The organism is Leptospira ryugenii (assembly GCF_003114855.1).
Lineage (GTDB): Bacteria > Spirochaetota > Leptospiria > Leptospirales > Leptospiraceae > Leptospira_A > Leptospira_A ryugenii.
The window spans coordinates 252,974-277,983 of sequence record NZ_BFBB01000009.1; the positions used below are offsets into that span (position 1 = coordinate 252,974).

At 38.8% G+C, this 25,010-nt stretch carries 19 protein-coding genes; all 19 read right to left on the reverse strand.

Annotation, left to right across the window (positions count from 1 at the left end):
* Positions 1-287: 287 nt before the first annotated feature.
* A complete protein-coding gene (locus DI060_RS18185; protein WP_135355103.1) occupies positions 288-713 on the reverse strand; it encodes a hypothetical protein in 426 nt (141 codons plus the stop codon).
* 20 nt (positions 714-733) lie between these two features.
* Positions 734-1,399 carry a hypothetical protein gene (locus DI060_RS18190; RefSeq protein ID WP_108978411.1) on the reverse strand — a complete coding sequence of 222 codons (666 nt, stop codon included), beginning with the start codon at positions 1,397-1,399 and terminating at the stop codon, positions 734-736.
* A 41-nt stretch (positions 1,400-1,440) separates the two neighbouring features.
* A complete protein-coding gene (locus tag DI060_RS18195; protein WP_108978412.1) occupies positions 1,441-1,662 on the reverse strand; it encodes a hypothetical protein in 222 nt (73 codons plus the stop codon).
* A 49-nt stretch (positions 1,663-1,711) separates the two neighbouring features.
* Positions 1,712-2,200, reverse strand: a complete 489-nt coding sequence (locus DI060_RS18200) for a hypothetical protein (protein ID WP_108978413.1) — start codon at positions 2,198-2,200, stop codon at positions 1,712-1,714.
* Between the two features lie 174 nt (positions 2,201-2,374).
* Positions 2,375-8,026, reverse strand: coding sequence for an AAA family ATPase (locus tag DI060_RS18205; protein ID WP_108978414.1), 5,652 nt, complete (start codon positions 8,024-8,026; stop codon positions 2,375-2,377).
* A 67-nt stretch (positions 8,027-8,093) separates the two neighbouring features.
* Positions 8,094-8,864, reverse strand: a complete 771-nt coding sequence (locus DI060_RS18210) for an SDR family NAD(P)-dependent oxidoreductase (protein ID WP_108978415.1) — start codon at positions 8,862-8,864, stop codon at positions 8,094-8,096.
* A gap of 14 nt (positions 8,865-8,878) precedes the next feature.
* Complete coding sequence (locus DI060_RS18215; RefSeq protein ID WP_108978416.1) at positions 8,879-9,580, reverse strand: HAD family hydrolase; 702 nt, start codon at positions 9,578-9,580, stop codon at positions 8,879-8,881.
* Entirely contained in the window at positions 9,577-10,854 is a 1,278-nt protein-coding gene (locus tag DI060_RS18220) for an AfsA-related hotdog domain-containing protein (RefSeq protein WP_108978417.1), read from the reverse strand. The genes DI060_RS18215 and DI060_RS18220 overlap by 4 nt, the downstream gene beginning before the upstream one ends.
* A gap of 179 nt (positions 10,855-11,033) precedes the next feature.
* Positions 11,034-11,483 carry a YHS domain-containing (seleno)protein gene (locus tag DI060_RS18225; RefSeq protein ID WP_108978418.1) on the reverse strand — a complete coding sequence of 150 codons (450 nt, stop codon included), beginning with the start codon at positions 11,481-11,483 and terminating at the stop codon, positions 11,034-11,036.
* Positions 11,484-11,524: 41 nt separating this feature from the next.
* Positions 11,525-12,679 (reverse strand): efflux RND transporter periplasmic adaptor subunit, encoded by a 1,155-nt coding sequence (locus tag DI060_RS18230; RefSeq protein ID WP_108978419.1) that lies wholly within the window; start codon positions 12,677-12,679, stop codon positions 11,525-11,527.
* Entirely contained in the window at positions 12,676-13,857 is a 1,182-nt protein-coding gene (locus DI060_RS18235; RefSeq protein ID WP_167837047.1) for an efflux RND transporter periplasmic adaptor subunit, read from the reverse strand. Before DI060_RS18235 ends, DI060_RS18230 begins: the two co-directional genes overlap by 4 nt.
* The gene (locus DI060_RS18240; RefSeq protein WP_108978421.1) at positions 13,854-17,129 is read right to left on the reverse strand and encodes an efflux RND transporter permease subunit; all 3,276 of its coding nucleotides are present in this window, start codon (positions 17,127-17,129) and stop codon (positions 13,854-13,856) included. Before DI060_RS18240 ends, DI060_RS18235 begins: the two co-directional genes overlap by 4 nt.
* Positions 17,126-18,706, reverse strand: a complete 1,581-nt coding sequence (locus DI060_RS18245; RefSeq protein WP_108978422.1) for an efflux transporter outer membrane subunit — start codon at positions 18,704-18,706, stop codon at positions 17,126-17,128. Before DI060_RS18245 ends, DI060_RS18240 begins: the two co-directional genes overlap by 4 nt.
* A gap of 69 nt (positions 18,707-18,775) precedes the next feature.
* Positions 18,776-19,093 (reverse strand): hypothetical protein, encoded by a 318-nt coding sequence (locus DI060_RS18250; protein ID WP_108978423.1) that lies wholly within the window; start codon positions 19,091-19,093, stop codon positions 18,776-18,778.
* Between the two features lie 193 nt (positions 19,094-19,286).
* Positions 19,287-20,321 (reverse strand): serine/threonine protein kinase, encoded by a 1,035-nt coding sequence (locus DI060_RS18255; protein ID WP_108978424.1) that lies wholly within the window; start codon positions 20,319-20,321, stop codon positions 19,287-19,289.
* Positions 20,318-21,220 (reverse strand): diguanylate cyclase, encoded by a 903-nt coding sequence (locus DI060_RS18260; protein ID WP_108978425.1) that lies wholly within the window; start codon positions 21,218-21,220, stop codon positions 20,318-20,320. The genes DI060_RS18255 and DI060_RS18260 overlap by 4 nt, the downstream gene beginning before the upstream one ends.
* Before the next feature lie 21 nt (positions 21,221-21,241).
* A complete protein-coding gene (locus DI060_RS18265) occupies positions 21,242-23,041 on the reverse strand; it encodes a hypothetical protein (RefSeq protein ID WP_108978426.1) in 1,800 nt (599 codons plus the stop codon).
* Complete coding sequence (locus DI060_RS18270) at positions 23,038-24,534, reverse strand: hypothetical protein (RefSeq protein WP_108978427.1); 1,497 nt, start codon at positions 24,532-24,534, stop codon at positions 23,038-23,040. The genes DI060_RS18265 and DI060_RS18270 overlap by 4 nt, the downstream gene beginning before the upstream one ends.
* A gap of 55 nt (positions 24,535-24,589) precedes the next feature.
* Positions 24,590-25,010: alpha/beta fold hydrolase family protein (locus tag DI060_RS19030; protein WP_476737849.1), on the reverse strand; the 421-nt coding region annotated here is incomplete at its 5' end.

A 25,010-nucleotide genomic window follows, 5' to 3' on the forward strand; every position in this document is an offset into this window, starting at 1 on the left:
GCCTTGCTCCCCAACTGCCGTCATGCTATCACTATCGGCTCGATTTACCACGCTTGGATGAGCTTGTGCCTCTGATGCCTGGGGTCCTGGCCACATCGCAGGTATTATATTAAGGGACAGCCTATTTATTAAGCGATCCCGAAGTCTCTCTACGGAAACGCTCGGTCGATAGGTGGTGAGGGTATTATCGCTTTGCGTGGAACGTTTTGAGAAATTATTTCAAACAAACCACTCTAACCTAATCTTTGCGGTTTCTACATGACCATCGTCGTAAACAAAATCGTAACTCAAGGCTCTATTAATTTTCTACAATAAGGAATTCTCATCAAAGCAATTGCTCCAAGAATTGTAGACAAGATGATCCTATAAAAGCCAGGTTTAAAAAACATAGTTATGTATTTTGGCATCAAGAATGTATAAAAAATCGATAACAAAAGGTACATCCCAAAATTTATTGTAACTATTTTAAGTGTTTGTCTTTTCGTTTTCCAAATTCGATTTAGTGAATAAAATAAAATTACATTTGGTAGATAATAATATATAAATCGCAAGCCTCCCACTCCAGTAACATCCACATAATAAATTTTTTGAGAGTGGTAAAACAGCTTTCCGTATTCAAAAACATCTCTACAATTCAAAATAAAATAATACATGATTGCCTCAGCAATCAAAAGTAAAAAAACAAACCACATATGCTTTAAAAAAGATTTCATAAATTTTATCCTGGCGCCGGCTATGGTGCCGAGTTTGAATTTATTCCGTGCAGAATTTCTATCTTTTTTTTACCTAACTTTACTCGATCTTGGTAATTTCTAAAATCGAATGATTTCTGTCCTCTATACACATTAAAATATTCTTCCATAACAGCTTTCACGTTTTTATTTGCTAAGTCTAGGTTCATCGACGCATTAATGTACTCATATGTTTTATTCATATCTACTCCTGGATTCTTTTTTTGGTAATCATCCATAAAACTTTGTATTTTAGATTGTTCAAATTCGACCAACGCATAGTCCAAATCAACGCCAGTAAGTCCATCGAATTTTATCGTTTTACCTTCCGCATTTACAAACGAGCCAGTCAGTTTACCATTCTCAAGTAATTGTTTAGCGTTTTTTATATTTTGTTCAAATAAGAACTTATTTCCAGCTTTTAAGTAGTCTTCGGTAGCATCTTTCAAAAAAAGTAAGTTCATTTCATCAGCGGCACCTACTCCGTCCATTCCTGTCACAATATCCGCCGCTCCAAACCATTGGATTCCTTTATCTTTGAGTTGAGCGTTAACCCATCCATAATAATCGTTACGTGATTCGATACTGGAATAAGCATCCGTATTCAAATTTTTTGTATTATTTCTTTGTTTAGAATCATCAATTTTTGCCCTTCTATACTCCTTCATTTTATCTAGAACTTTCTCTTTTAATGAATTTATGGTTTCAGCTAAGTCACCACCACCTTATTTTCGGGTAGCATTTCCCTATCATGAACGTAATTTCCTTGAGGTTGATTTTCAGATTCCCTCTCTAAATCTGCTAATTCTTTTTTTAAAGTCTCAAGCTCACTTTTTAGTTCTCTTATTGTTTTCCTTTCTGTGTAAGTCGGTGCACCAATCGATGGCTCGTTTGGATCCCCACCAAACCAACCACCAACGGTATCTCTCACCCCATTCCATGCATTGGAAATCGCATTTCCAATGGAAATAACTCCTTAACTAATCGTTGTCATTCTCTAAATTATTCAATGCGGCTATTAAATAGTCTTCTTTTTCCATTAACAAGGCATCTGCCTTATCGATGGCCTCATGAAAATCTTTCGATGCGTACTCTAAAAATTGTAAGGCATAATTAGGAAAAGGCGAATCGCTGTTTTGTTCAATTTGGTCGATGAAGTATTGTATTTCAAATCGTCTGAGAATACTTTTCACATCATCATTTTGGAATTTTTGTTTAAAAACGTCTAAGAAGTCGAATCTCTTCCGTAAATGAACCAAAATAGAATCGATGACATCATCATATTCTTTGCGGAATTCACCGTCACTTTTAGTTAATTTTTCAAAAGCCTCGTCAAGTTGAGTCGCAATTTCTAAATCGTCTAAGTTAAATAAAATATACGTTAAGGCACAATAAAGCCTAGTATCCTCGTCGTAAAATTCAGGGATTTCTTCATCCTGGTCATCGGTATTCTCGAATTCAAAATTCATAAATAGCACCCTATTCTTTTTTAACAAAATAAATAAGCACTTGTAACTTATACGAGTTTTTTATTGAATCTCAATGTAATTATTTTGGATGGCAGGAATAATAGTCGTTATCTGTAAAAGGTGCATTACTAAAAAAATGAAATGCAGTCACGATCCTCTTCGTTTTGCGATTGACTAGGTAAGCAGTTCGCTTGCTTCTTTGAGTTTTGGATCTTGGCCTAATGCTTGTAAGGCAAGGTGGAGGATCTCTTTTGCTCTGTTTTTCTTTCCAATCTGGAGATAACACTTAACTAAGTTCAGGATATTTGTGGTGTCCTTTGGCTCACGTAACCTTAGTTTTTCTCCAAAGTCGATGGCGAGTTTGTACTCACCTTCCTCTGCATAGATTTGGGAAATTTCTAAAAGATACTCATTTCGATCTGGGTACAGTTCGTGCGTACCTCGGGCCAGTTCAAGTGCACTCGTAAAGTCTTTTCTTACTTTGAGAGCTTGGATCTCTTGCAAGGTTTCTAAATGGATGGATTCCGGGATTGTGTCTTTTTTGCCGAGCCATTTGATCTTTAAGAGTGAGAGATCATCAATGATCATTCCAGACTTACCAACAAGCTCATAAATCTGCTCTAAATCAGCTTTTGAGGCTTCCACGTGGTTCAAAAAAAGAGTTTCATCGTCATTGAAAATATCATATCCTGCATCATCGGTTCCAATGATGAGATCATCCTTTCCATCTGAGCCAATTAGAATGATGTCATCATTTTGCAATGATATCACATTCAAAGAGACACTTAAAGTTGGATCATCATGGCCTAATTTAGGGAGCTCATTTGACCTTCGCACATAATGGGCTGCTCCCGATCTAAACAATACTAGGTCAGGGTGGCTCACATTCATGAAATACAATGTCCCCATTTCTTCGTCTAATAGACCGAAGATGGTAGACATCAACATAGTCCCATCAAAACTTTCGAATGCTTTTTGCATCTCATAGTATGCATTTTTAATCCACCTTTCTGGATACAAATCTGCACCGTAATCTGTTGAGTTTGTCCTTTGGATGATTGACTTGAATATGGTTCCAATGACGAGCACTCCACCTGCTCCCTGAACCGATTTTCCCATTGCATCGCCATTTAGAAACACTGTATACGATTTGCCAGCTAACTTTAAATTATCGGAAATATTGATATCTCCGCCCAATTCATAATCTTTCCCTCTAAACTGGAAGGTCTTTTTTTGCCTTAGAAAGAATTCTACCTCTACTAGTTTGCTATGGGCATGATTGACTCCTAAGGGCTCCACGAGCAATGTATTTAGGAAGTAATCCATATCTTGTTGCTCTTTGAGTGAACTCACTGCGATCAGAGCATCATTTAAGTTTTTGGTTCTTTCTTCTACTTTCTCCTCTAGGTTTGAGAATAGAAGTGAGTTCTCCACACTCATTCCAATCTGTGCAGAAAGTACTTTAAGTACTTCGATCTGGTCTTCTGTAAAGGCAGAGGTTAACAGGTTGTTTTCAAGATAGATGATACCCGTTAGGATGCCGTGGTTAATGATTGGATAACATAGAATAGACTTGGATTGGTGAGACAAGATATATGGGTCATTCACAAAAACACCCTCAGCAAGGGCATTGTTTAAAAGAAGAACGGACTTAGATCGAATCACATAATTGATAAGGTGGATTGGATATTTGTCCGCATCTGTTAAAGGGATACCCTGAGAGGTAAGGATCTCATCTCGGTTGAAATTTCCTATGGCTTCTATCCGGAACCCTTCGGCTCGATTTAATATAAAAAGTCCTGATTCCGCACCTGCGTTTTCCAATAGTATACGCATCATAGTCTCTAAAAGTTTATCTAACTGGATTTCACTTGAGATCGCTTGTGAGGCTTTGATCACACTGATGAGATCAAATTGGTGCGAACTAGTTGAATGAATGGGTGAGATGGAATGTTTGGGATCAATTTTCTGGGAAAGATCCTTGGGCAAATAAGAGGATTGTTTTAAGAATGAATGCTCAGAAACCAACTGGCTTGCTTTGTTCACTGCTCCCCAAGTTTCATAGGCATACTTTGCCTCTTGCAAATGGTACTTTGCATATGGTTCTTCACCTTTCCAGAGCCAATACTTTGCTAACCATTCATTTGCAATGGCTTCTTCAAATAAATATCCGTGGAGTCTAGCAAGTGAGATCGCTTTTTTGAAACGAGCTATGGCTTCTTCTTTTTTCCCTAAAAGCCAACTTTGTAATGCTAAGGAAATGAAATATTTATGTGCATAGTTCTCGCTACATGACTCCGACCATTTTGCCAGTCGTTTGATATTTTTGGCTACTCGTTTGAGTAATGCTTTTTTATCCTTTATGCTACTTTGTTCATGGCATTCAGCTATGATTAAGGTTTGGAAAAATACATGTTCAGGTACAAACATCATACCCAACATGGCCGATTCATAGGGATCAGCTAACCATGAATATTCTAACGCCTTTCTGGCATCTCCAAAGAGAAATTCCAATCTTGATTTTGTGAGATAGAAATCAAATAAAGCATTTGCATTTTTAGATTCTATCCATTCCGGAAGGACTACTCTCTCATCGAAATACGTTCCAATCAGACTGACTTTATCCTCGATAGTGCCAGAAAGATTTTCAATGAACTGTTGGTTGAGCTGGTACAGTTGGTACGCATTGTATTGCTTTAGATTCTGGAATAATTTATCGTACTTTTGAAAACTCTCTTTTATTTCTAAAAGGTTCTGGCGCATCAAAATCTTTTGGAAGTGAAGGTTGTTGATGGCATAGGAAGTATACTGAAGATCTCCAGATTCTCGTCCGCTTGAAATCGATTTTAGAAATTCACTCTCCCCTTCTTTTGCATGTCGTTTCCAAGGAGATATCATATTGGCATAGATAAATCGAATCTTGCATTCAACGGCCTTTGCCTCCTCTTTAAATCGATTGAGAAGCCGTAGTGCCAATTGTCCAAAGGCAAACCCTGCATTGAAATCACCTAGGCCTGATCCTTGTATGATTCCGAACAAACTGTAAGCAAAAGCCGACAATGGGGAATTTCCCTTTCGAATGGATAAATTTACCATCTTTAAAACGATCACAGGGAAAAGAGCTGGTTGCCCAATGAAGGACGGTGCTATCGCAGAATTTAATAGATGTAAGATTAGGTTTGATTTTTTTTCTTCCAAGAGAGGGGCATCATACAAACTTTCAATTTTCCGTTTACCAAATTTAACTTTGAATTTGATGATTTCCGGTAAGGGAGAAATTTCGCTTGGTTTTGCAGGCAATCGTATGCCTAATCTTCCAACCGCTTTTTTCAAAATGGAAAGCGCCTCATCCATTTTATTTTGGCTCACATAGATGCTTGATTTGAGCTCATATACCACACTTTGGTCTTCGGCGGTCTTAGAATTTTCAAGGATGAGATTGAATATCCTTTCCGCTTCTTCAAAGTTTTTGGAAAGATACTCGGCTCGTGCTAAATAAGAATAGATATTGAGGGTACGCTCATAATCGGACTGCCAAGAATTGGGACTGAGACTTCGAATCGCCATCTTTAAAAAATCAGCCGCTGCCTCTGCCGCAAGTGAACTCAAAGCTTTTTTACCAGCTAATAGATTGTAGTCGATGTGCCTTTGGAACTCTTCTTCTGTCCTTAAGTAGGCGATACCTTGGTTGAGCTGATTTACAATTGTGAAAATATAATCATCCAGCTTGTATTGATGGAGAAGACTGATATAGCCATTTGCGATTTGGTAGTGGTAGAGAGACCTTGTCTTTTCTGGAATGAGTGAATAGGTTGCTTCTCGTATTTTATCATGAATAAAGTTAACTTCAAAATCTGTTTGGTTGAGAAATCCTTCATTGGAAAGTTGGATTAGAGTCTCAGTAACAATATCACGAGGTTGGTTATAAATGTGAATAAAAACTTCTGTCCGAAACCAGTTGCCAACACAAGCAGCAAACTTAAGAACTTGTGATAAGTTTTCAGGTAGCTCCTTTACCTTATCCACCATAAAGTCGATTACGTTCTCTGCAATTTGTTCTGCTTTGATTTTGTTTAGGTCTAGTTGCCAAACATTTTGTCTAAACTTTATGAGATCTTTATCATAATAGCCTTGGAAAACAGCATTGATAAAAAAGGGATTTCCCTTTGTTTTGTGGAATAGATCCTCAGCCAACTGACCTGCCGTGTTTGGATCACAACTGAGTGTTTCTTTGACAAGATTGTAAACATCTGGTTTTTCTATCGGAAAGAGAAAGATCTCCTGATGGTTTTTCTGGATCCGTTTCAATCTTTCCAGAGTTTGTGAAAATGCATCTCCTTGGACAACTTCACTACTCCTATAAGCAAGGATCAAAAATAGATGTTGTCTATCAGAATGTAAAAAAATTGTCTCAATAAGTTGTAAACTCGGTAGATCTGCCCACTGTAGGTCATCTAAAAAGATCACGAGAGGATGTTCATTTTTGCAAAGACAATCCAAAAAATTTTGGAAGGCTTCGTGAAATCGATTCTCTGCTTCTTCCGCAGAAAGGGATACCATCTCTGGGATTTCACCTAACAGAGAGGCAAGATCTGGAACCATATCTACCAGTAATTTTGCGTTGTGGCCCAGAGCATTTTGCAGAGACAGCTTCCACCTTTGAATGGAGGCTTCGCCTTCAGTGAGAATTTGTTGAACTAAACTTTGGAATGCCTGGGATATCGCACGGTATGGTATGGAGCGTTTCAAAAGGTCAAATTTGCCCGTGAGGTAATAGCCTCGAGATTCCGTAACTGACTTTCTGATTTCACTTACAAGTGAAGTTTTTCCTATCCCTGACACTCCCGAGACAAATAAAAGTCCTGATGCGCCTTTTGTGATCGATTTAAACATCGATTGGATTGATTGGATCTCTTTTTCCCTTCCATACAATTTTTGTGGTATTTGAAATCTTGATGAAAAGTCTTCTTCCGCAACTTTTAGTTGGAATTTATTGAGCCCATCTAATCCGTATTTCTCGAAGTACACTCTGCACTTTATTAAATCCTTTAAGATTCCTTGGGCACTTTGGTAACGATCATTTGGATCTTTTTCCATTAATTTCAATATGATATTGGAAATGGAACTGGGAATATTAGATATATCTACAGGTGGAATTGGCGTTTTTGCAATATGCGCATGGATCAATTCGAGAGGATCAGGGAAAAAAAACGGAACTTTGCCAGTGAATATCTGATAAAAAGTAATACCGAGAGAATAAAAATCTGTTCTATAGTCTACAGTGCGATTCATCCTCCCTGTTTGTTCAGGAGAAATATAGGCAAGTGTTCCTTCAACTGACTGGTGTAAACTGATGAATGTATTTTGTTTTGTTAATCGGCTTGCACTACCAAAATCTATGATTTGTAGATCGCCAGTTTCCTCATTTAAAATGATATTGTGGATTTTGATATCTCGGTGCATCAACTCTGCATCATGAATTGTTTGTAGTCCTTCTACTGCTTTGATAAAGAGTTCGATCTTTTGGCTAAGGGAATATTGTAAAACGGAGGTTTTATATAATGCCTTGCCTCCTATATCTGCAAATATGATGCCCAGAGTGTTTTCAATCTTTTCTAAAGAGATGGCTTTGACGATACGATGCGAAGCAAGTGATTGGAGGATATGGTATTCCGAAGCAAAATCGTTGAGCTCTTTCTGGGAAGGGTATTCCTTATTTAGAATTTTAAGGATTACGGGTAGAGAATTTTTGATCCCTCTATATATCGTATGGCGATCACTTCGATGGATCAACTCTAAATGTTCACATCCGCCCAGTGAAAGCATCGCCCCTCCCTATCTCATCTCAATCATTGGATTGAATTTCATTTCTGCAAACAAAATTGAAATTTGTTTACCACTTTCCTGCCGAAAATCCGCCATCAACAGGTATACATGCTCCTGTCAGAAAGGATGCTTTGTCGGAAGCGATCCATAAGATGGTCTCGGCAATCTCTTCGGCTGTTCCCATACGTTTCATAGCTGTCAGACTTAATTTTTTGGCCGTCCGTTCCGGATTTGCCTTTAATTTTTCCAGGTCATTCATTCCGCCTAGGATAGGACCCGGGGCAATGGCGTTGATTCTGATACCTGATTCTGCATAATCTATCGAGGCAGATTCAGTCAATGCAATGACCGCAGATTTACTTGCACAATAGGCGCCTTGTTTAGGAAGTGAAACTAGACCAGCAACGGAACTATTGTTTATGATCACTCCCTTACCTTTAAGAAGCATCGATTCAATTTCATATTTCATGGAATAAAAAAGACCAGTTAAGTTAACATCAATTATATGCTTCCATTCCTCGGCAGTAAATTCTGCTAAAGGGAGATGAGATTTGGATGTAATGCCAGCATTGTTGAAAGCAATATCTAGCTTTCCATGTGTTTCAATGATTGTGTTCACGACTTCTTTTACTTGGATTTCATTCGTAACATCACAGGGAAGATAATGTAGTCTATGCTTTGGATCAATGATTTCGCCCAGAGCATGTTTGCCTTTTTCTTTGTCTCTACCCGTAATAAAAACAATGGCCCCTGCACGTAAAAAATGCTGTGCAACAACCAATCCCATACCTTGCGTACCACCTGTAACCAATACTGTTTTGTCCTTAAAACTTTCCACTTGACTCTCCTATCTCAATAATTCCAAAAAGTTTCCTCGTCTATGCACTTTAGCTTTGTGTCAAAAAAAGCTTCATTGATTTCTACCAATGACGATATGATGATTTTGATTCCTAAAAGTTTCATCTGTGCTGTTTGGTGGCTGTAGTGGTAAGGAAGAGAAATTCCAATAAAGGGTATGCCATACTGTTTGCAGGTTTCACCAACCAATGCGGCTTCATCAATAAATAAAGCCTCTTTTGGCTGTAAGCCAAATCGATCAAAGGCTAGCTCCTTTACACCGGGTCTAAACTCTTTTGTTTGGATGTAATCTGAATCACCAAGAAAAGACGATAAGGAGCCAATGTGTTTTGAGAAGTATTCTTTTGGTGCACCTCCATAGCAAATACACTGAATTCCCTTGTTTTGTAACAAAGAAAGAAACTCCAAAACTCCTGGATTTACTTTTGGAGTGTAACTTTTTTCAAATTCTTCTCTTTCTTTGTAGTAATAAGCAATGATTTCATCCACACTCTCCTTTAGTCTAAGTGTATCCTTTATAAATTTGGCGGCATGGACTTGGGAGCGCGCAAAAACGTTGTATTCAATTTCAGATGTATACTTTCCCCCTAGCTTAGTGACTACTGCATGGGTAATGGGGGTCAGAATGTTTTCTAATATGACTCCGTCAAAGTGAAGGAAGGCATACCGAACTGAGTGTACATCTTGGGACTTCAATATATATCACGTTCCTCTATCAAACGACCAAACCGTCCGATTGCCTCTTTTAGATTTTCTCTATCTACTTCTGTCATTTCTGTGATCGAAAAACCTGCAAGGAAGGTGTCTTCCTCTTCACCTTCCGCTCGAGTCCAAGTATTTTTACAAAAACCATGCACAAAGCCTGCGATATCAAAGTGCATAAAGAATTCTAGAGATTGGTTTTCCATACACTCTTTGGGAGGCAATGTTCCGCCCGATTTGACAAGGAAACCGCCCATGGAAAAATTTTCTATATGGCAGACCCATTTTTTTATCTGTCCATTTTCTCTGTAACGGATAGAGATATTATTTTTGAATTTTTCACTCGGACGAAAGCGTGGGTCTATTTCATAGACAGCCTCTTGTCCTGACTTTAAACGTTTGTATAACTTAAGAGGTAAAATCGTAGCAACAGTTGAAACTCGGCTAATTTCAATATTCTCTTGGTAGACAGTTATTTCCATATCTACATAATTCCAACTTTTATCTTTTGCGAGTTTTAGCTCTTTTGTAATCGCTCGCATCTTGATCGGCATATTCACTTTCGCATATTGGAAGAATTCACTTTTAAGGTGTTGCAATAAAAATGTAACGCCTGTAAAGGGAACATTCCCATACTTATGGCAAGTCGCGATGGCGAATTGTCGAGCTGCTTCGGTAATTTGCATGCCAGAGATATGTTTGAGGTTTGGAGGAGAAAAAAATACATGTTTTGGATGAGTATAAAGATTTGCGAAGAAGATAGATTTTTTTTCTATCTCGGGGACTTTCTCTAAAATTTCGGAGATCATCGCCTTTTGGACATTGTTGATGTGAAGACTTTTCAGTCGAAACATCTTCAACATTTTTATTTCATCTGCTTCAGTGATTGTTTTTTTTAAAATATATCGATTGGAGACGGTGTCAAGGTCGTAGTAAGTTAACAAATAATCTCTGTCTTCTTGTTTTAAATTCTCCTGAGACAAAAAATTTTCAGCGATATCAACGCGAATCCTTTGAGGAACACTTCTTAAAAAATAGGCATCTCCTTTCGGATTATAGCGTTTTTCGTAATAATTTAATACGAAATTATATTCTAAATCACTAACAGAGGATTTTAATTTGATTTCGAAATCATCCAATGGGATTTCCCGAGGAAGAGCGCGTCTCATATTAGAGACAAAGGAATCTTCCTGGTTATAAACGCGAGTGTATGCCTTGTCTAAGACAATGACTTTGGGAATCTCTAGATATCTCTCAGCTGTATTCAAAGAAAGCCCTTCCCGTAATTACCAAAGATGGGAATAATTTGGACTTTTTCAAGACAGAATTTAGGAAAGTGCCCTAATCTTTCTGCAGAGGGAAAAAAAATCTTTAATTGAAGTTATACTACAAACATAAGAAACATTACAAAATTTTTGCTAAGTGAGAAAAAATGTTAAAGTTTTGACTATTTCTTTGATTCTACTTGCCATGCTTTGTCTGCTTTTTTAATGAGCTCGGCACGTTTTTGTAGCCACTCTTCGTGAACTTCTTTGTCGTAATTGAGATATAATTTTCCATTTTCGATATGCCATGCCTCAGGTGAGATTCCATACCGTTCTCCCTCGGACATAGCAAAGGCACAAAATCCGCCGTAGGCTGGAGTATATGTTTCTGGACTCTTTTTGAATAAGTCCAAGTGTTTTTGAGAACTGAAGTACCACTTTGCACCCTTCCATTCGTAGCTAAATTCTCTTTTTCCAGGGATAGCCTTTTTTTCAGTGAAATAAGCAACTACATCTGTCCCTTCTACCGCTACTTTTCGAAAGAAAGACTGGTTAATAGGTTCTGAGGAGAGTGAGGCACTTAGCACAAGAAAGAAAAGAACTAGACTCTGTTTGAAGTTTACCTTTGGCATTTCTTGAGATTACAGCAATGCTCCAGTTAGTAAATCTTTTTTTAATACCCTACTCTTCCCTTAACGATCTTTACCAAATCTCCATTAACAAACGTTGTGCGAGGATAATTTATGATTTTATCGTTTAATGTGATTCCTTTCTTGACTTCTACATTTTGGTCTAGAATACGAGATATTTCTATCTCCGAAAATGAGATTTGATTCTTTGCATTAACTTTTACCACAGTAGGAGTCTTACCCTGTAGAAATACACTGCTCGCTGGCAAGGCCAGGTATGGTGAGGATACATTAGATCCAAGATTCACAGAGGCATATGAACCTGGTAAGATTTTTTTATTTGGATTTTGAAGTTCAAACTCTGCAAGGACAGTTTGCGTAGAACTTTCAAAACCTTTGGAAATCGTTAAAAACCTTGCTTGAAACGTTTCATCGGGGAATTCAGGGATATGAACGCTGCAATTCAATCCTTTCTTAAGCATAAAACTAAAACTACTTGGTACGGATACAAATAACCTTAATTTGCGTATATCAGCAACGACATAAAGAGGAAAAGTATTGCCTTTATCATTCAAATTTCCTTCCTGGTTTACGTAGTCACCTAAATTCACATTTCTTTGCGTGATTACTCCATCAAAGGGAGCAATGATTCTCTTAAAGTTGATCATGGATTGCCATTTCAACCAATTCTTCTGCATGGCTAACCATTTTGCCTTTTCTGCTTGTTGGTCTGCTAATACTTCCGAGATTGCTTGGTCTGAGACAGCGTTTGTTTTCTGTAGTGAGAGATATCTTTTGGCTGTGACCTGCGATAATTCATATTTTGCTTCTTGAGCCTCAAGCTCCGCTTTTGCTTTTGAGTATTCTGCATCTAAAGTAGGCACTTGGATCTCGGCTAAGACTGTCCCCTTTTTTACTTCAGCACCATAATCTTTATGCCAAACTTTCACATAACCAGAAACTTGCGAATACAATGGTGCTTCATTCCAAGCTTTCAGAGTCCCGGGAAGATTTAGATACTCCATCTCGTCCATGGATTTGGGACTCACAATCGATACTGTCGGAATCGAATTTTCTAATGTCTCATTTTTCAACTGAACGTACCTTTGGATACGAAAGCCGATGATAAAAAGAAAATACACTACAAAGACGACCTTTGCATAAACCAATAAATTATCTTTACTAATATATTTAATCATATTGCCCTCAATGAACCACCCAATAAATGGTCCAATTGTTTTTGATTTGATTCATCTTTTTTTGTGGTTCGATCATCTAGTCGATCATATATGATATCATTTTCTAAAAATGAAGCTTTTGGATTTTGGATCACTTTATCATTCAATTCTAATCCAGATTTTACTTCCACAAAACGATCTGTTAGTTTACCAACCACAATACTTTTAAAATGAATCTTATGATCCTTGGTTATCGTTGCTACTCTAGTCCCACTTTCATCAAAGACTAAAGCACTTGTCGGAACAGAATAAGAACTTCCTTGAGTTGGTTTAGGCCATAAAACGTTTGCAATTGACCCCGGCCAGACTAACAGGTCATCATTTATTAACGAAAACTGTACCAGTACGGTTTGAGAGTCAGGATCATATCCCCTTGAAAAGTTATAAAATTCTGCCTTCCAGACCCGATCGCGAAATTGGGAGATTTCTACATCTACTTGGAAGCCTTTCTTTAACATGTTTACGTATCTCTCTGGAACTGGAACAAAGAGTCTTAATTTTCGTACATCTGCGATTGTGAAAAGGTTCTTCTGGTCATGGCTTTCGCTCAAATTCCCTTCCTTGTTAACATACTCCCCAACATTGATGTTCCTTTGTGTGACGATCCCATCAAAGGGAGCTCGGATCTGTTTAAAGTTCAAATATACTCGCTGTTTATTGACTTGTTCTTTCGAAGCTTTAAGTGTAGACTTTTCCGCATTCTGAGTTGCCTTTGCAACTGATACTGATTGTTCGGAAACAGCATTCGATGATTTTAATGAATTGTATCTATTTGCAGTAATATCTGCTAATTGGTACCTTGCATTTTGTGCTTCCCATTCTGCTTTTGCTTGCGCAAACTCAGCATCTAGTATAGGCGCTTGGATCTCTGCCAATAGCTCTCCTTTTTTGACAACAGCCCCATAATCTTTATACCACTGTTTCACATAACCAGAAACTTGTGCATAAAGAGGTGCTTCGTACCACGGTTTTAGCTGGCCAACAAAAATTGTAGACTCTTCTGGTATGTAAGGTTCCGGATGAATGAGAATGATATGGTCTTCATGTTTTAAATCTTCGGTCTTATGACATGAAAAAAACATGATGATCAATAATAGACAAGTAACTCTTATTTTATTCAAATTCTGTAGTGAACTCATTTTTTCTTTACTCCTATTTGCGTATCCTTGTGATAAATAATGGCATATATGCATGGAACAAAAAATAGTGTGGCGAAAGTCGCAACACTCAGTCCACCGATCACCGCAATCCCTAGAGGTGCATTCTGAGAGTTGCTAAATGCCATAGGAACCATTCCTATGATCATCGCAGATGCAGTCATGAGTACAGGTCGTATCCTTGCGTATCCAGACTCAACAGCAGCTTCTAGTGCATTCTTATGTTCCGCGTACCTTTCCCTCGCATATGAAACAATTAATATGGAATTAGCTGTTGCTGTTCCCATGCACATGATCGCACCTGTAAGTGCCGGGACCGAAAGATTTGTATCAGTAAGAAATAATATCCAAGCAATACCCGCGAGTGCGCCCGGAAGAGCTGTAATGATGATAAATGGATCTGTCCAGCTTTGAAAATTAACAACCATTAGAAGGTATACTAAAAGAATTGCTAAAGATAAACCTGCCATTAACTCCGCGTAAGCTATTCTCATCGTTTCTGCCTGCCCGTGGATTTCTAATGCAGCTCCTTTCGGCAGTTCAGAATTTAGTGAATGAACCACTGTTTCCACATCACTTAGAACAGATCCTATATCTCTACCTTCCGCAGACACATAGATATCAACTAATGAAAGTAGATTATGATGCGTAATTAATCCAGGAGTACCTGTCGCAGTCAGTTTGGCCAAATTTCCAAGAAGTTGAATCGAGCCTTTGTCTTGGTTTAGCTCACCCGTATTTACAGGAACTGTAAGTAGATCTTGGGTTTGCTTCATTTGTATTTGAGGTACATATATATTTACTTGGTAAGAAATACCAGTTTTTCGATCGAGCCAGTACTTTTGGTCTATCTGTTGGCTCCCGGAAGTTGTGAGTAACATATTTTCTGCCAATGATTTTAAAGGAAGGCTTATATTAAGACCTAAATTTCGATTTCCTTCTACCATTAGTGTTGGTGTATTCATTGTTTGGTGAATTACAACATCAGCCGAACCTGTTACTTCTTTAAGTTTGGATTGAAGTTTTCTTGCGAATTCAAAATTTGCCTCTAAATCTAAGCCATTGATCTGTACATCGATAGGTGCCGGAGAGCCAAAATTGAGTATCACAGATGTTAGGTCTGCCGGTTGAAAAGTAAAGATAGTTCCTGGATACGACTTCGCCAATTCTTTTCTAAGTGTTTTTCGATAGTCCCAAACGGGAGCCGCTTCCTCCTTGAGAGAGATGGTGATATCACAATCTTGAGACCCAATGGTAGGAGTTGGGATGAAAGCCATATTGTGAGGACTTACTACAGGCAATCCGCAGTTGCTGAGGATGTTTTCCACCTTTCCTGCTAGTATTTTTTTGATATCTTCGGATACAAGAGTTGCGATTCTACCTGTGACTTCAAGCCGTGTACCCAAAGGTGCCCGCATATGCATTTGAATCGTATTGGATTTAATCTCTGGGAAAAAATCTCTTCCTAAAAAGATTAGTAATGATAATGAAGAAACTGCAATAATTAGGAAAATCTGTACAAATCGTTTACGATTATCTATTACTCTTTTTAAAAGAAAGTGATACTCTTCTCTCATATGATTAAATTGAGTTTCGAAGCTTTTCTGGAATCGTTTCAAGAAGCCTACAATTTCGTATACGCGTGTTATTCGAATAAAAATCGATATGATTTCTGATAACATAAATCCAATTCGATAAAAAATTCCACCTTTAATTCTTTCTGTTTTTGTGTAACTTTTATTTCCCTTTGGCAATTTTTTATCACTATGCCCATGTTCATGTAGCATATATTTTGCCATTGTTGGAACCAAAGTTCTCGACAATAAAAAAGAGGCTAACATGGCAAACATTACCGATTTTGCCATTGGCATAAACAACCAGCCAGATACTCCCGTTAGCTGAAAGAGTGGAAGCCAGACAATGACAATGGCAAGCGTGGCTACGAACGTGGGGATGACAATTTCATTTGCTGCATCAACAATTGCAATTTCCAAAGGTTTGTGCATCTCCAGATGTGTATCAATATTTTCTATCATTACAGTAGCATCATCTACTAATATCCCGACTGCCAAAGCCAGCCCCCCTAAAGTCATGATGTTAATGGTTTCACCAGTTAGATGGAGTAATATGATGGAACAGAGTAATGATAATGGGATAGAAGTAGCAATGATGGCTGTGGAACGCCATGAACCAAGGAACAAAAGTACTGCGATACCTGTCAATGCAGATGCAAGTACCATTTCATGGACAACATTTTCGATAGAATCTTCTACGAATATTGATGCATCATTTAAAATTTTAAATTCTACATCGGCAGGTGAGATAGATTTGATTCGTGGGAGCATTTCTTTGATTCCATCAACTACTTCTAGGGTAGAGGCATCACCACTTTTCATCACGACGATCACAACCGATTGTTTTCCATCTACTAAAACTGAATTCATCTGTGGAGGTCCTGATAGAGAAACATTCCCTACATCACGCATAAAAATAGTTCTCGAACCATCTGATTTGATTGGTATATGATTGAAGTCATCAACTGCCATAGGCATTGCATTCGTCATGACCATCCAATCGGTTTTACCAATTTTTTGGTCACCCGCAGGGAGTACCAAACTTTGTTCATTGAAGGCATGGTAAACATCTAAGGGTGAAAGATTCCTAGCCATAAGTTTCTCTTTGTCTAAGGAAACCAAAAGTTGCATTGGAGTTCCGCCATAGGGTTGCGGAATGATGGCTCCAGGAATTGTTACCAGAAGAGACCGAATTCTCATAAATGCCAAATTGTATAGTTCAGCAGGAGTCATCGAATTGGACGTTACCTGAAGCATTGCGACAGGTACAGAGGATGCCTCCAATCTCATAATCATCGGAGGAGAGATATCAGGCGGAAGTGAATTAACAACGGTTTGCGAAATTGCGGTAATTTCTGCTTCGGCTCCAGCCAGATTTGTTTCAGGTTGTAACTCTATATTGATGATACTACTTCCATAAAAGGATCGACTATCGATGCTCTTTATCCCTTCCACAGTAGTTGTTAAAGCTCTTTCAAATACAGAAGTGATTCTTCCAGAAACATCCTCCGGTAACATTCCTTGGTAAACCCACACAACAGATATTACCGGAATTTTAATTCCAGGAAAAACATCCGTAGGTGCTTTTCGAATCGTTTCGATTCCAAATAATAGGATTAAGATCGACATTACAACGAAGGTGTATGGTCGTTTGAGTGCAATTTTTACTATCTCATTCATTTTGTATTTTCCTTCCCATTTTGAATCGGTTTTGTGAGATCTATCCTTTGCGTTCGTTCCGTATTTGGAATAGGGACATCCTGTGTCTTTATGATTGTATCAGGGCTATCGTAGATTGTGAAAGGAATGATTTCATCATCCTTAGGAAGCTGAGATCGGCTCCATCCACCACCTAATGCACGTATTAAAGTGATACTTGTATTTAGATAATCTACTTTTACTTGGATAGCACTTAACTTTGATTCTAAAGTTGATAATTGTGCATAGAGAATTTCCATACTATTGCTGAGACCAGCGGTGTATAGCTGAGTTGTCATTTCTTGAGTTTGAAATGCCATCTCTACTGCTCGGTCTAGTTTTTCTGTTTCCAAAGCGAGATATTTTGTTTGGGTTAAACTATTTTCGACTTCTCGAAATGCATTTAGTACTGTTGATCGATACATGTGTTCGGTCTCTCTGTAACTTGACCAGGCTTGTTGTAATTGTGCCCGACGAAAGCCACCCTGAAAGATGGGGATACTTCCTAGAGATCCATATGACCAGTAGCTATTTGAGGAGCTTAATATATTTGAACCACTCTCCCAGCCACCTGTCGCACCGAATGAGATATTTGGAAAAAAGGCTGCTTTCGCGATTCCTATCTCTCTATTTGCCTTTGCCATCTTTCTCTCAGCTGCGGCTATATCTGGCCTTCTCTCAAGAAGCTGTGAAGGTAGATGGTTTGGAATTTGAAATCGTATGGATTGTAAATTTGGATCTTCTGCGATATGAAATTGAGTAGGAGTTCGATTGATGAGTACTGCAATAGATGTTTCGATGATTCGCCGTTGGCTCAAAATTTCAAACCTACGCGCCTCTGCGGTACTTAGTAAATACTCTGCTCTAAACACATCGAGCTTTGGAGAGAGTCCTCCTTTAAACCTTTGGTTTACGAGCTCGAGTAACTTCTGATAGTATTGGATGGATAAATCAAATGTATCCTTCTTTGCATCAAGTCCCCTAAGAGTAAAATAGTTGGTTGCAATTTCTGATTGTAAACTTAAACGAGCAGACGCATATTGGGCGGCGATGGATTCTGCTTCGTACAGCTTTGCCCAAGTTTCATTTCGAATGCTAGACCAAAAGTCTGGCTCCCAAGAAGCAGTACTCCCTACATTCACATTCCCATCTTTTGTCGGGTCCAGTGGTCCACGAAAGAGTGCATTTTCTGATTGCTGGTTATTGCTAACTCCAAGTCCCAATCCAAAGTTTGGCAATAGTTTGGACCGAGCTTTCATAACAATATCCCGTGCTTGGAGAAATCTCTCTGCGCTCGCTTGTAAGTCCGGATTTGCTCTTAGTGCCTCCTCTTCCAATTGATCCAATGTCGGATCCCCAAAGAGTTTCCACCACTCGCTAACAATTTCTGCTCCGCCTGGATTCGCTTTTACAAAAGGCGCCTGCCCCTCCCAATTGTCTGGCACAACAAACTCTTGCGGCTCATACTTTGGTGCAAGATTAACAAATGCACTGTTTAGACATGCATTCAGAATCATGAGTAAAGTTATCGTAAGCCATCTGAAGTATTTTTTCGACATATATCCCCCGTTATACGGACATAAAACAAGTTAACCTATCCAAAGAGAAAAAGGCTGACAGAGATTTGCTTAAGCTATTGGGGGGGGAAGATTGGTATAATGGGGATTTAAAGAAAAATGAGTAAATGAAAATGTTCCGTATGCAGAAATCCTCTCAGCGGAAGTTATCAAAGACCCTTTTGTGATTGAGTTCACAAAATAGAGAGAGGAAGACACTTGCTCTTCTTCTCTTTCTTCTAGATCGTTGTAAGCTACCAGTGATTGGACTTTTGATTCAATAATACCGGATTTTGATAGTGATATTGGAGATTGAAGAAAGCTAAGGGAAACTATTCCTACTGTAGTTAGGAGTATTACCATCGACTTTAGATGCTTCGAAAGTTTCATCTATCTTTCCCTTAGGTCTTAGTCTGTCCCAGCCAAGAGGATTGCAAGTTTTTTTAAAAAAAATGCTAAAAATCATACTTTTATGTTACAAATCCTAAAATATGAATCATAATTCGTGTAATTTCACTCCTATTTTATCTTTTTTCTTGTATTTTAGCGATTGATAAAGTGCTAACAAATAACAATCTTATATTTAGTTCTCCCAATCCCAGAAAAAATCTTTATTGCTCAGTTCAGTGTCTGCCTTTTCTGTTTGCGTTTCTGCAGTAAGTTGGTTGGGAATGCCTTTCTCTAAGGTTTCTAAATCGATTGTTTCTTGGATCCAATACTCTTCCGTACCAAAATGAGGGAATAGACTGGGGAAGGAGGGATCTTCCCAACGTTTAGCAATCCAAGCTGCATAGTGTACATAACGAATTCCACGAAGAGGTTCAATCAGTTCTAACCAACGTGGATTAATTTCGCAGTATTCTTTGTAACCAGAAAAGAAAACTTCTCTTTCATATTCTTCTCGCCTTCCTCCAAAAGGCAAAAGCATCCAAAAATCTTGTACGATAGGACCCTCCATAAAATCATCAAAATCCAGAACGGAAAAACCAGAATCAGAAAGTAAAAGATTTCCTTTATGGAAGTCTCCATGTATCCTCTGAAAAGGTACGTTTAGTTCTTCTAATTTACTTTCATACATTTGGAAAACAGATTCCGCAGCTTGGATGTATCTTTTTTTAAGTTGTTTATTTTGGATAAAGGACCCATTGGCAATGAAATCTAATGCCGGTTTAGCATAGGTATCAAGCCTCAATTTACTTCTATGGATACAGTTTGTACTTTTCCCCACCGTATGAAGACGACCCATAAGCCTTCCCAATCGAAAGAGATCATCTTCTTTGATTTCTTCTACGATCCTCCCCTTTTGGAGTGGCCAAATGGCAAAAACTAAATCATGTTTCGAAAACAAAGATTGATTTTCTATGCGAATCGGAGTGAGAACTGGTATATCATTCTCGCTCAATTCATACAAAAATTGGTGTTCTTCTAAAATGGCTTCGCGTTTCCATCTACCGGGCCGATAGAATTTAACAACATATCGTTCTTTGCCTTCTATTTCAAAATCGTAGACTCGATTTTCTACACTGTTTAAGGCTACGAGTCGTCCTGTAGGTGAAAATCCTAATGATTCTAAGGAGGAGAAAATAAGATCGGGGGAGAGAGTATGGAATTGATTCAATTTTTATCTTGTACGAGAACTTTATTTCTTCCAGACTCTTTGGCAACATAGAGCAATCGATCAGCTTCTCTCATATACTGGAATACTGAATCGTTGGTTTGGATTTGGCCACCGCTGATTCCGCCGCTAAAGGTAATAAAAAATTCTCGATTATCCTCTGTTACCTGCTTATGGCTTGCGACTAAATTTCTTATTTTTTCCATTACGAGAAGAGCGTTTTGAAGGTTGGTTTCTGGTAGTAAGATTAAATATTCTTCCCCACCATACCGAGCGACTACATCTGTTTGCCGAAGGTGGTTCTTAAGAATTGTGGCAATACATCTCAATACAGAATCACCCATATCATGTCCGTACGTATCGTTCACATGTTTGAAATGATCGATGTCTAATAAACAAATAGAAAATGGATGCCCATGCCTTTTGCAGCGGAAAAATTCTTGGGTGACGCGGTCATCCATATAACGTCTATTATAAAGATTTGTCAAAGGATCACGGATCGATGTCTCTAATAACAATTCTTGAAGGCCTTTGATGCGAAGTGCACCATAGATCCTGGCAAGGAGTTCAATCTCATCGGCGGGTTTACGCATAAAATCTGTTGCCCCAGCTTCGAATGCTTCCTTCACTTTGCTTGATTCTTGGTGGCTTGTGATCATGATAATGGGAAGCCATCCAGAAGGAGAAGAATCCATGAGTTCTTTTATGAGATCGATCCCTTCTCCATCGGGAAGAGACCAATCCATCAAAACCACATCGATTTCCTTTTCTCCTATTTGGTCTCGTGCTTCTTTGACATTCAAAGCTATGGTGGTTTCGTAACGATGTTTACGCAGCCAACGCTCCAATAGTCTGGCCTCGATTTCCGAGTCTTCTATGATTAATATATGAGCTAGGGCCATGGCCTTCACTGGTTTAGAAGATCACTTTTCCTTTTTTTTTCTAGAAAAAATTGATTCGGCTTCCTTTTCGTCTATAGGAACTTTTACTACAGTTCCACCTTCCTTCCTCACCTGGTTCAAGTCTACGACTGCACCAACCAACAGACCTTTTGCTTTGGAGCTTGTATCTTTGACTCCATAGAGCACCCACTTCCCGCCTTCCAAAGATAGGACTAAATAAGAACAGTCTGCAACCGCAAGCAAGGAGTGGGCTGATAGCTGGGCCATCACCTCATAACTTAAAACGACACCAGATCCTAAGGTAACTCCTATGGGAACACCTGCTGATTTTCCTAGGTAGTAGATGCCAAAGCCAGTACCAGTCCCAAAACTTGCAACGGTTCCCGTGGTGCCTGTTACGACGGCAGCGGTTTTCCCTCCGACATAGGTGGTAGAGCTGAGGCCAAGGGATGTTGTGGCGATGCTTGCCCCAGTGGCAGTGCCGGTAATGGAAATACCTCCACCGACCAAGGCTTGCGAGCTTGTTTGGCCCAGAAGAGATATGGGCGCCAAAATGTAACGTCCCGATGTTTCTGTCAAAATGGCAGCTCCTTTGGTAGAATACTTGGCTGTTTTTCTAGCTAAGTAGGCAGAAGACTTTCCTCCTAGTTTAAGTGAATTGTATGATTCACCTAACAAGACCTCTGTGCTACCTAAAATCGCACCGAGTCCGAGTTCAGCTGTTGGAGCAATTACATAGACAACTCCTTTGCCAGCAATTGTCAATGTTTCCACTAATATATAGACTCCTGAAACAATTCCAAGTGTTGCTGTGGACGAAACAACAACGGCAGGATAAACAATTGAGTTTAAACCGATATAACCGATCGACAAGATAGAAAGCTTTCCGATTGGTTTGAGTAGAGCATCGAAAAACAAAGCTTTGGTGGTTTTGGAAAATGCTTTGAGTAGAGATAGTGATAAACCAGCACCTTCTGCGATTGATTCAATGTCTTGGCTTGCTTCTTTTAGTTCTGCTTTAATATCAGAGGTATAATTAAAAATGGTCTCCTTCCAGGCGGAGGCAATGGATGTAGAGTGTTCACTCCGAAAACTTTCTGATTCCTGTAAGAGTGTCTCAAGTTTGTTGCCCTTTAGTTCTTCATAAGACCCTTCCCAGGCTGTTTTAAAGATCTCGTCGATGTCTACATAGCCATATACAAAGGAATCGAAACCATCTCGAAAGGTTGTAGAGTATCCACTCATTCTCTTTTTAAAATCGGGTGATGTATCTCGTTCCACTGGGTCTTTGAATTCATTTTCTGCCCATAGTTCCCAATCTTTTCTGAGTTGGATGGAATCATTGACAACTTTCTCATGCGTTTTGATCCCACTGCTAAAAGATGTTCCGATTAACTTTTTAGCTTTCGCATTTGAAGTGTACATAATGTACAATCCTGGCTTGGTAGTATGCTCATAAATTGATTTTGTAAGATCATCTCCTCCTTCTGAAATATCATCTGCTAAAGACCAACTTTTCTTCGTCCCTTCTTTGATCACAACGACGGATTCTTTGGCTTTTAAAATCGCCTTTGAGAACTCGGCTTTCGCAAATCCCACTCGCCTTCCTAAAATAAAGATCTCTCCTTCTTCCATCGGAGGAATGAATTTTATACTCGTGCCAGCAATGGGAACAGCCCCTTGGAAATAGAGTGATTTATGGCCTTCCCCTATTAATTTTTTCGAATTGCGCAATGGGTCATCTTTGTCTTGTTTTGTGGTAGAACAAACCTGCAAAAAGAAAAATGAGAGAATGGTAAGGCTTGAGATTATTTTTTTCATTTGTTTGTATCCTTTGTTTTTCGCTTCAACTCTTCTTCACGTTCTTTGATTTCAGCCGCGATTACTTTTTTAACAATGGCTTGGTCACTTGTGAGTATTTGTACTTTCCCCTCTTTTTTTGCTCTTTCCAAGTCTACAATGGTGCCCGTGGGCAAATCATCGTAACCTGCATAGTTCCCTCGCACGGCTGCAATTACCAATCTTGGACCATCATACGTTAAAAAAACGGTACCGTCGGGAACAGTCAAAAGTAAGTGAGCAGGGATGACTGTCAGGGAAGTGTAACTCAAAATGATACCTGATTTTAATGCATAGAGTGAAGACTCGCCGACTCCCTTAGAAAAATCATACACCAGACCCGTTACATAGGCAGTTGATTGGAATCCAATCGCACCAGTTTGTCCAATGGCCTCTCCTGCATATCCTGTAGTAACGGTTGTTACTTGATTAAACCCTGCAATGCTTGTGCCCGTAACCAAAGTGGGAGCTGTACTACTCAAAGTAGCAAGCCCTATACTTGCTAAAAAACCAGATTCTAAACTCGGAGATACAACTCTATACCCCAATTGAAAGGGATAATACACAACAAGACCAGTTGTCATCACTGCCTCACCTGAAAAAGTAGCGGTTTGTGCAATTGGTACGTAGACACCATTGACAAGCATAGTCTCGCCAACGGACTTACCTGTTTGGAAGATAGGTGTGACTAAAAACTCTTTTAAAAATACTGTGTAACCTTGGAAAATATCAAATAGTGCCGTCACACTCGTCTCACGATTCCCTGATTCTTCGTATTCCTCAGAAAATTCTTTGACGGCTGTCTGGAAGCTCTTGGTCCAAGCGTTTGTTAGCTGGTTTTTATTTTTCCAGATAGTATCCACGAACAGTTGGTTCAAACTCCCTGTGAATTCCTTTCTACTCTCATTTGTTTCTGACCAAACTTTAAGCAAACGATTGCGGTCCTCAGATTCTTTTTCACCCAGATACAAATATCCAAGCACAAACCTTGAACCGGATTCTTTCAAAATATCTTTTGAGATGTCGTATTCTTGTTTGCTCAATTGGAGAGTGGCCTCCCAAATCTTTGCAGAGGATTCTTTCCCGAAATTGCGATACGTTTTCGAGATCGTATGTATGGCTGAGACTGTCTCTTTCATGTTGTCGGGCAATTTCAGAGTTCTGTCCTTCATATCTGAAAACACAATGGCTCGAGCTACCTTTGCACTGAGCCTTCCACTTTCATATACCACATCTACGCTTTTGCTACCAGGAGGAACAATGAACCATCCATTTTCATTTAAGTTTTTCCGTGCACCTAAAGCATTCGCTGTCAAAGGAGCGATTTTTTTGAAGGATGCTGGCTTTGCATCTGGGCTTGTTACAGATGTCCCTATTACTTTTTCCCTTTTTTCTGTGGAGCAATACAAACAAATGGAGAGTAGAATCAAAACATGGATTGCCCAAAACGAAAATGGATACTTCTTTGATTTCATATCCCTATCATCTAAAATGATAATTCTGCTATTGATCAACCAAAAATGTGTATATCTATGATAACTTTCGTTTCATGAGGCGCATAAAATAGCTCTTTCTGTCCCATGTTTCAATGAAACCACAGTGGCCTCCTTTTTTTTCTACGATTACTTCCAAAAATGGAAGGATTGGTACTTGATAAAAGTCGGAGACTGGGATCACCGGATCATCAGAGGACGTTAAGATGGTAACTGGGGTTTTGATTTTTCTAAAAAATTTTGAATCCAGAGTATAAGTTAAAAAGTAATCCTCTACACTTTTGAATTCAGAATATCCCAATACCATCTCCTTTGTTAAATCCATAACAGTAGTAAAAGAAGAGAGTTGGCCAAAACTATAAAGATGTGGAAATCGATTGGCTTTCTTCTGTAAAGAGGCTGACCAAGACTTTAAAAAGTAGGATCTTAAAAATGGATGTGTGTCCATTTTGATCGTT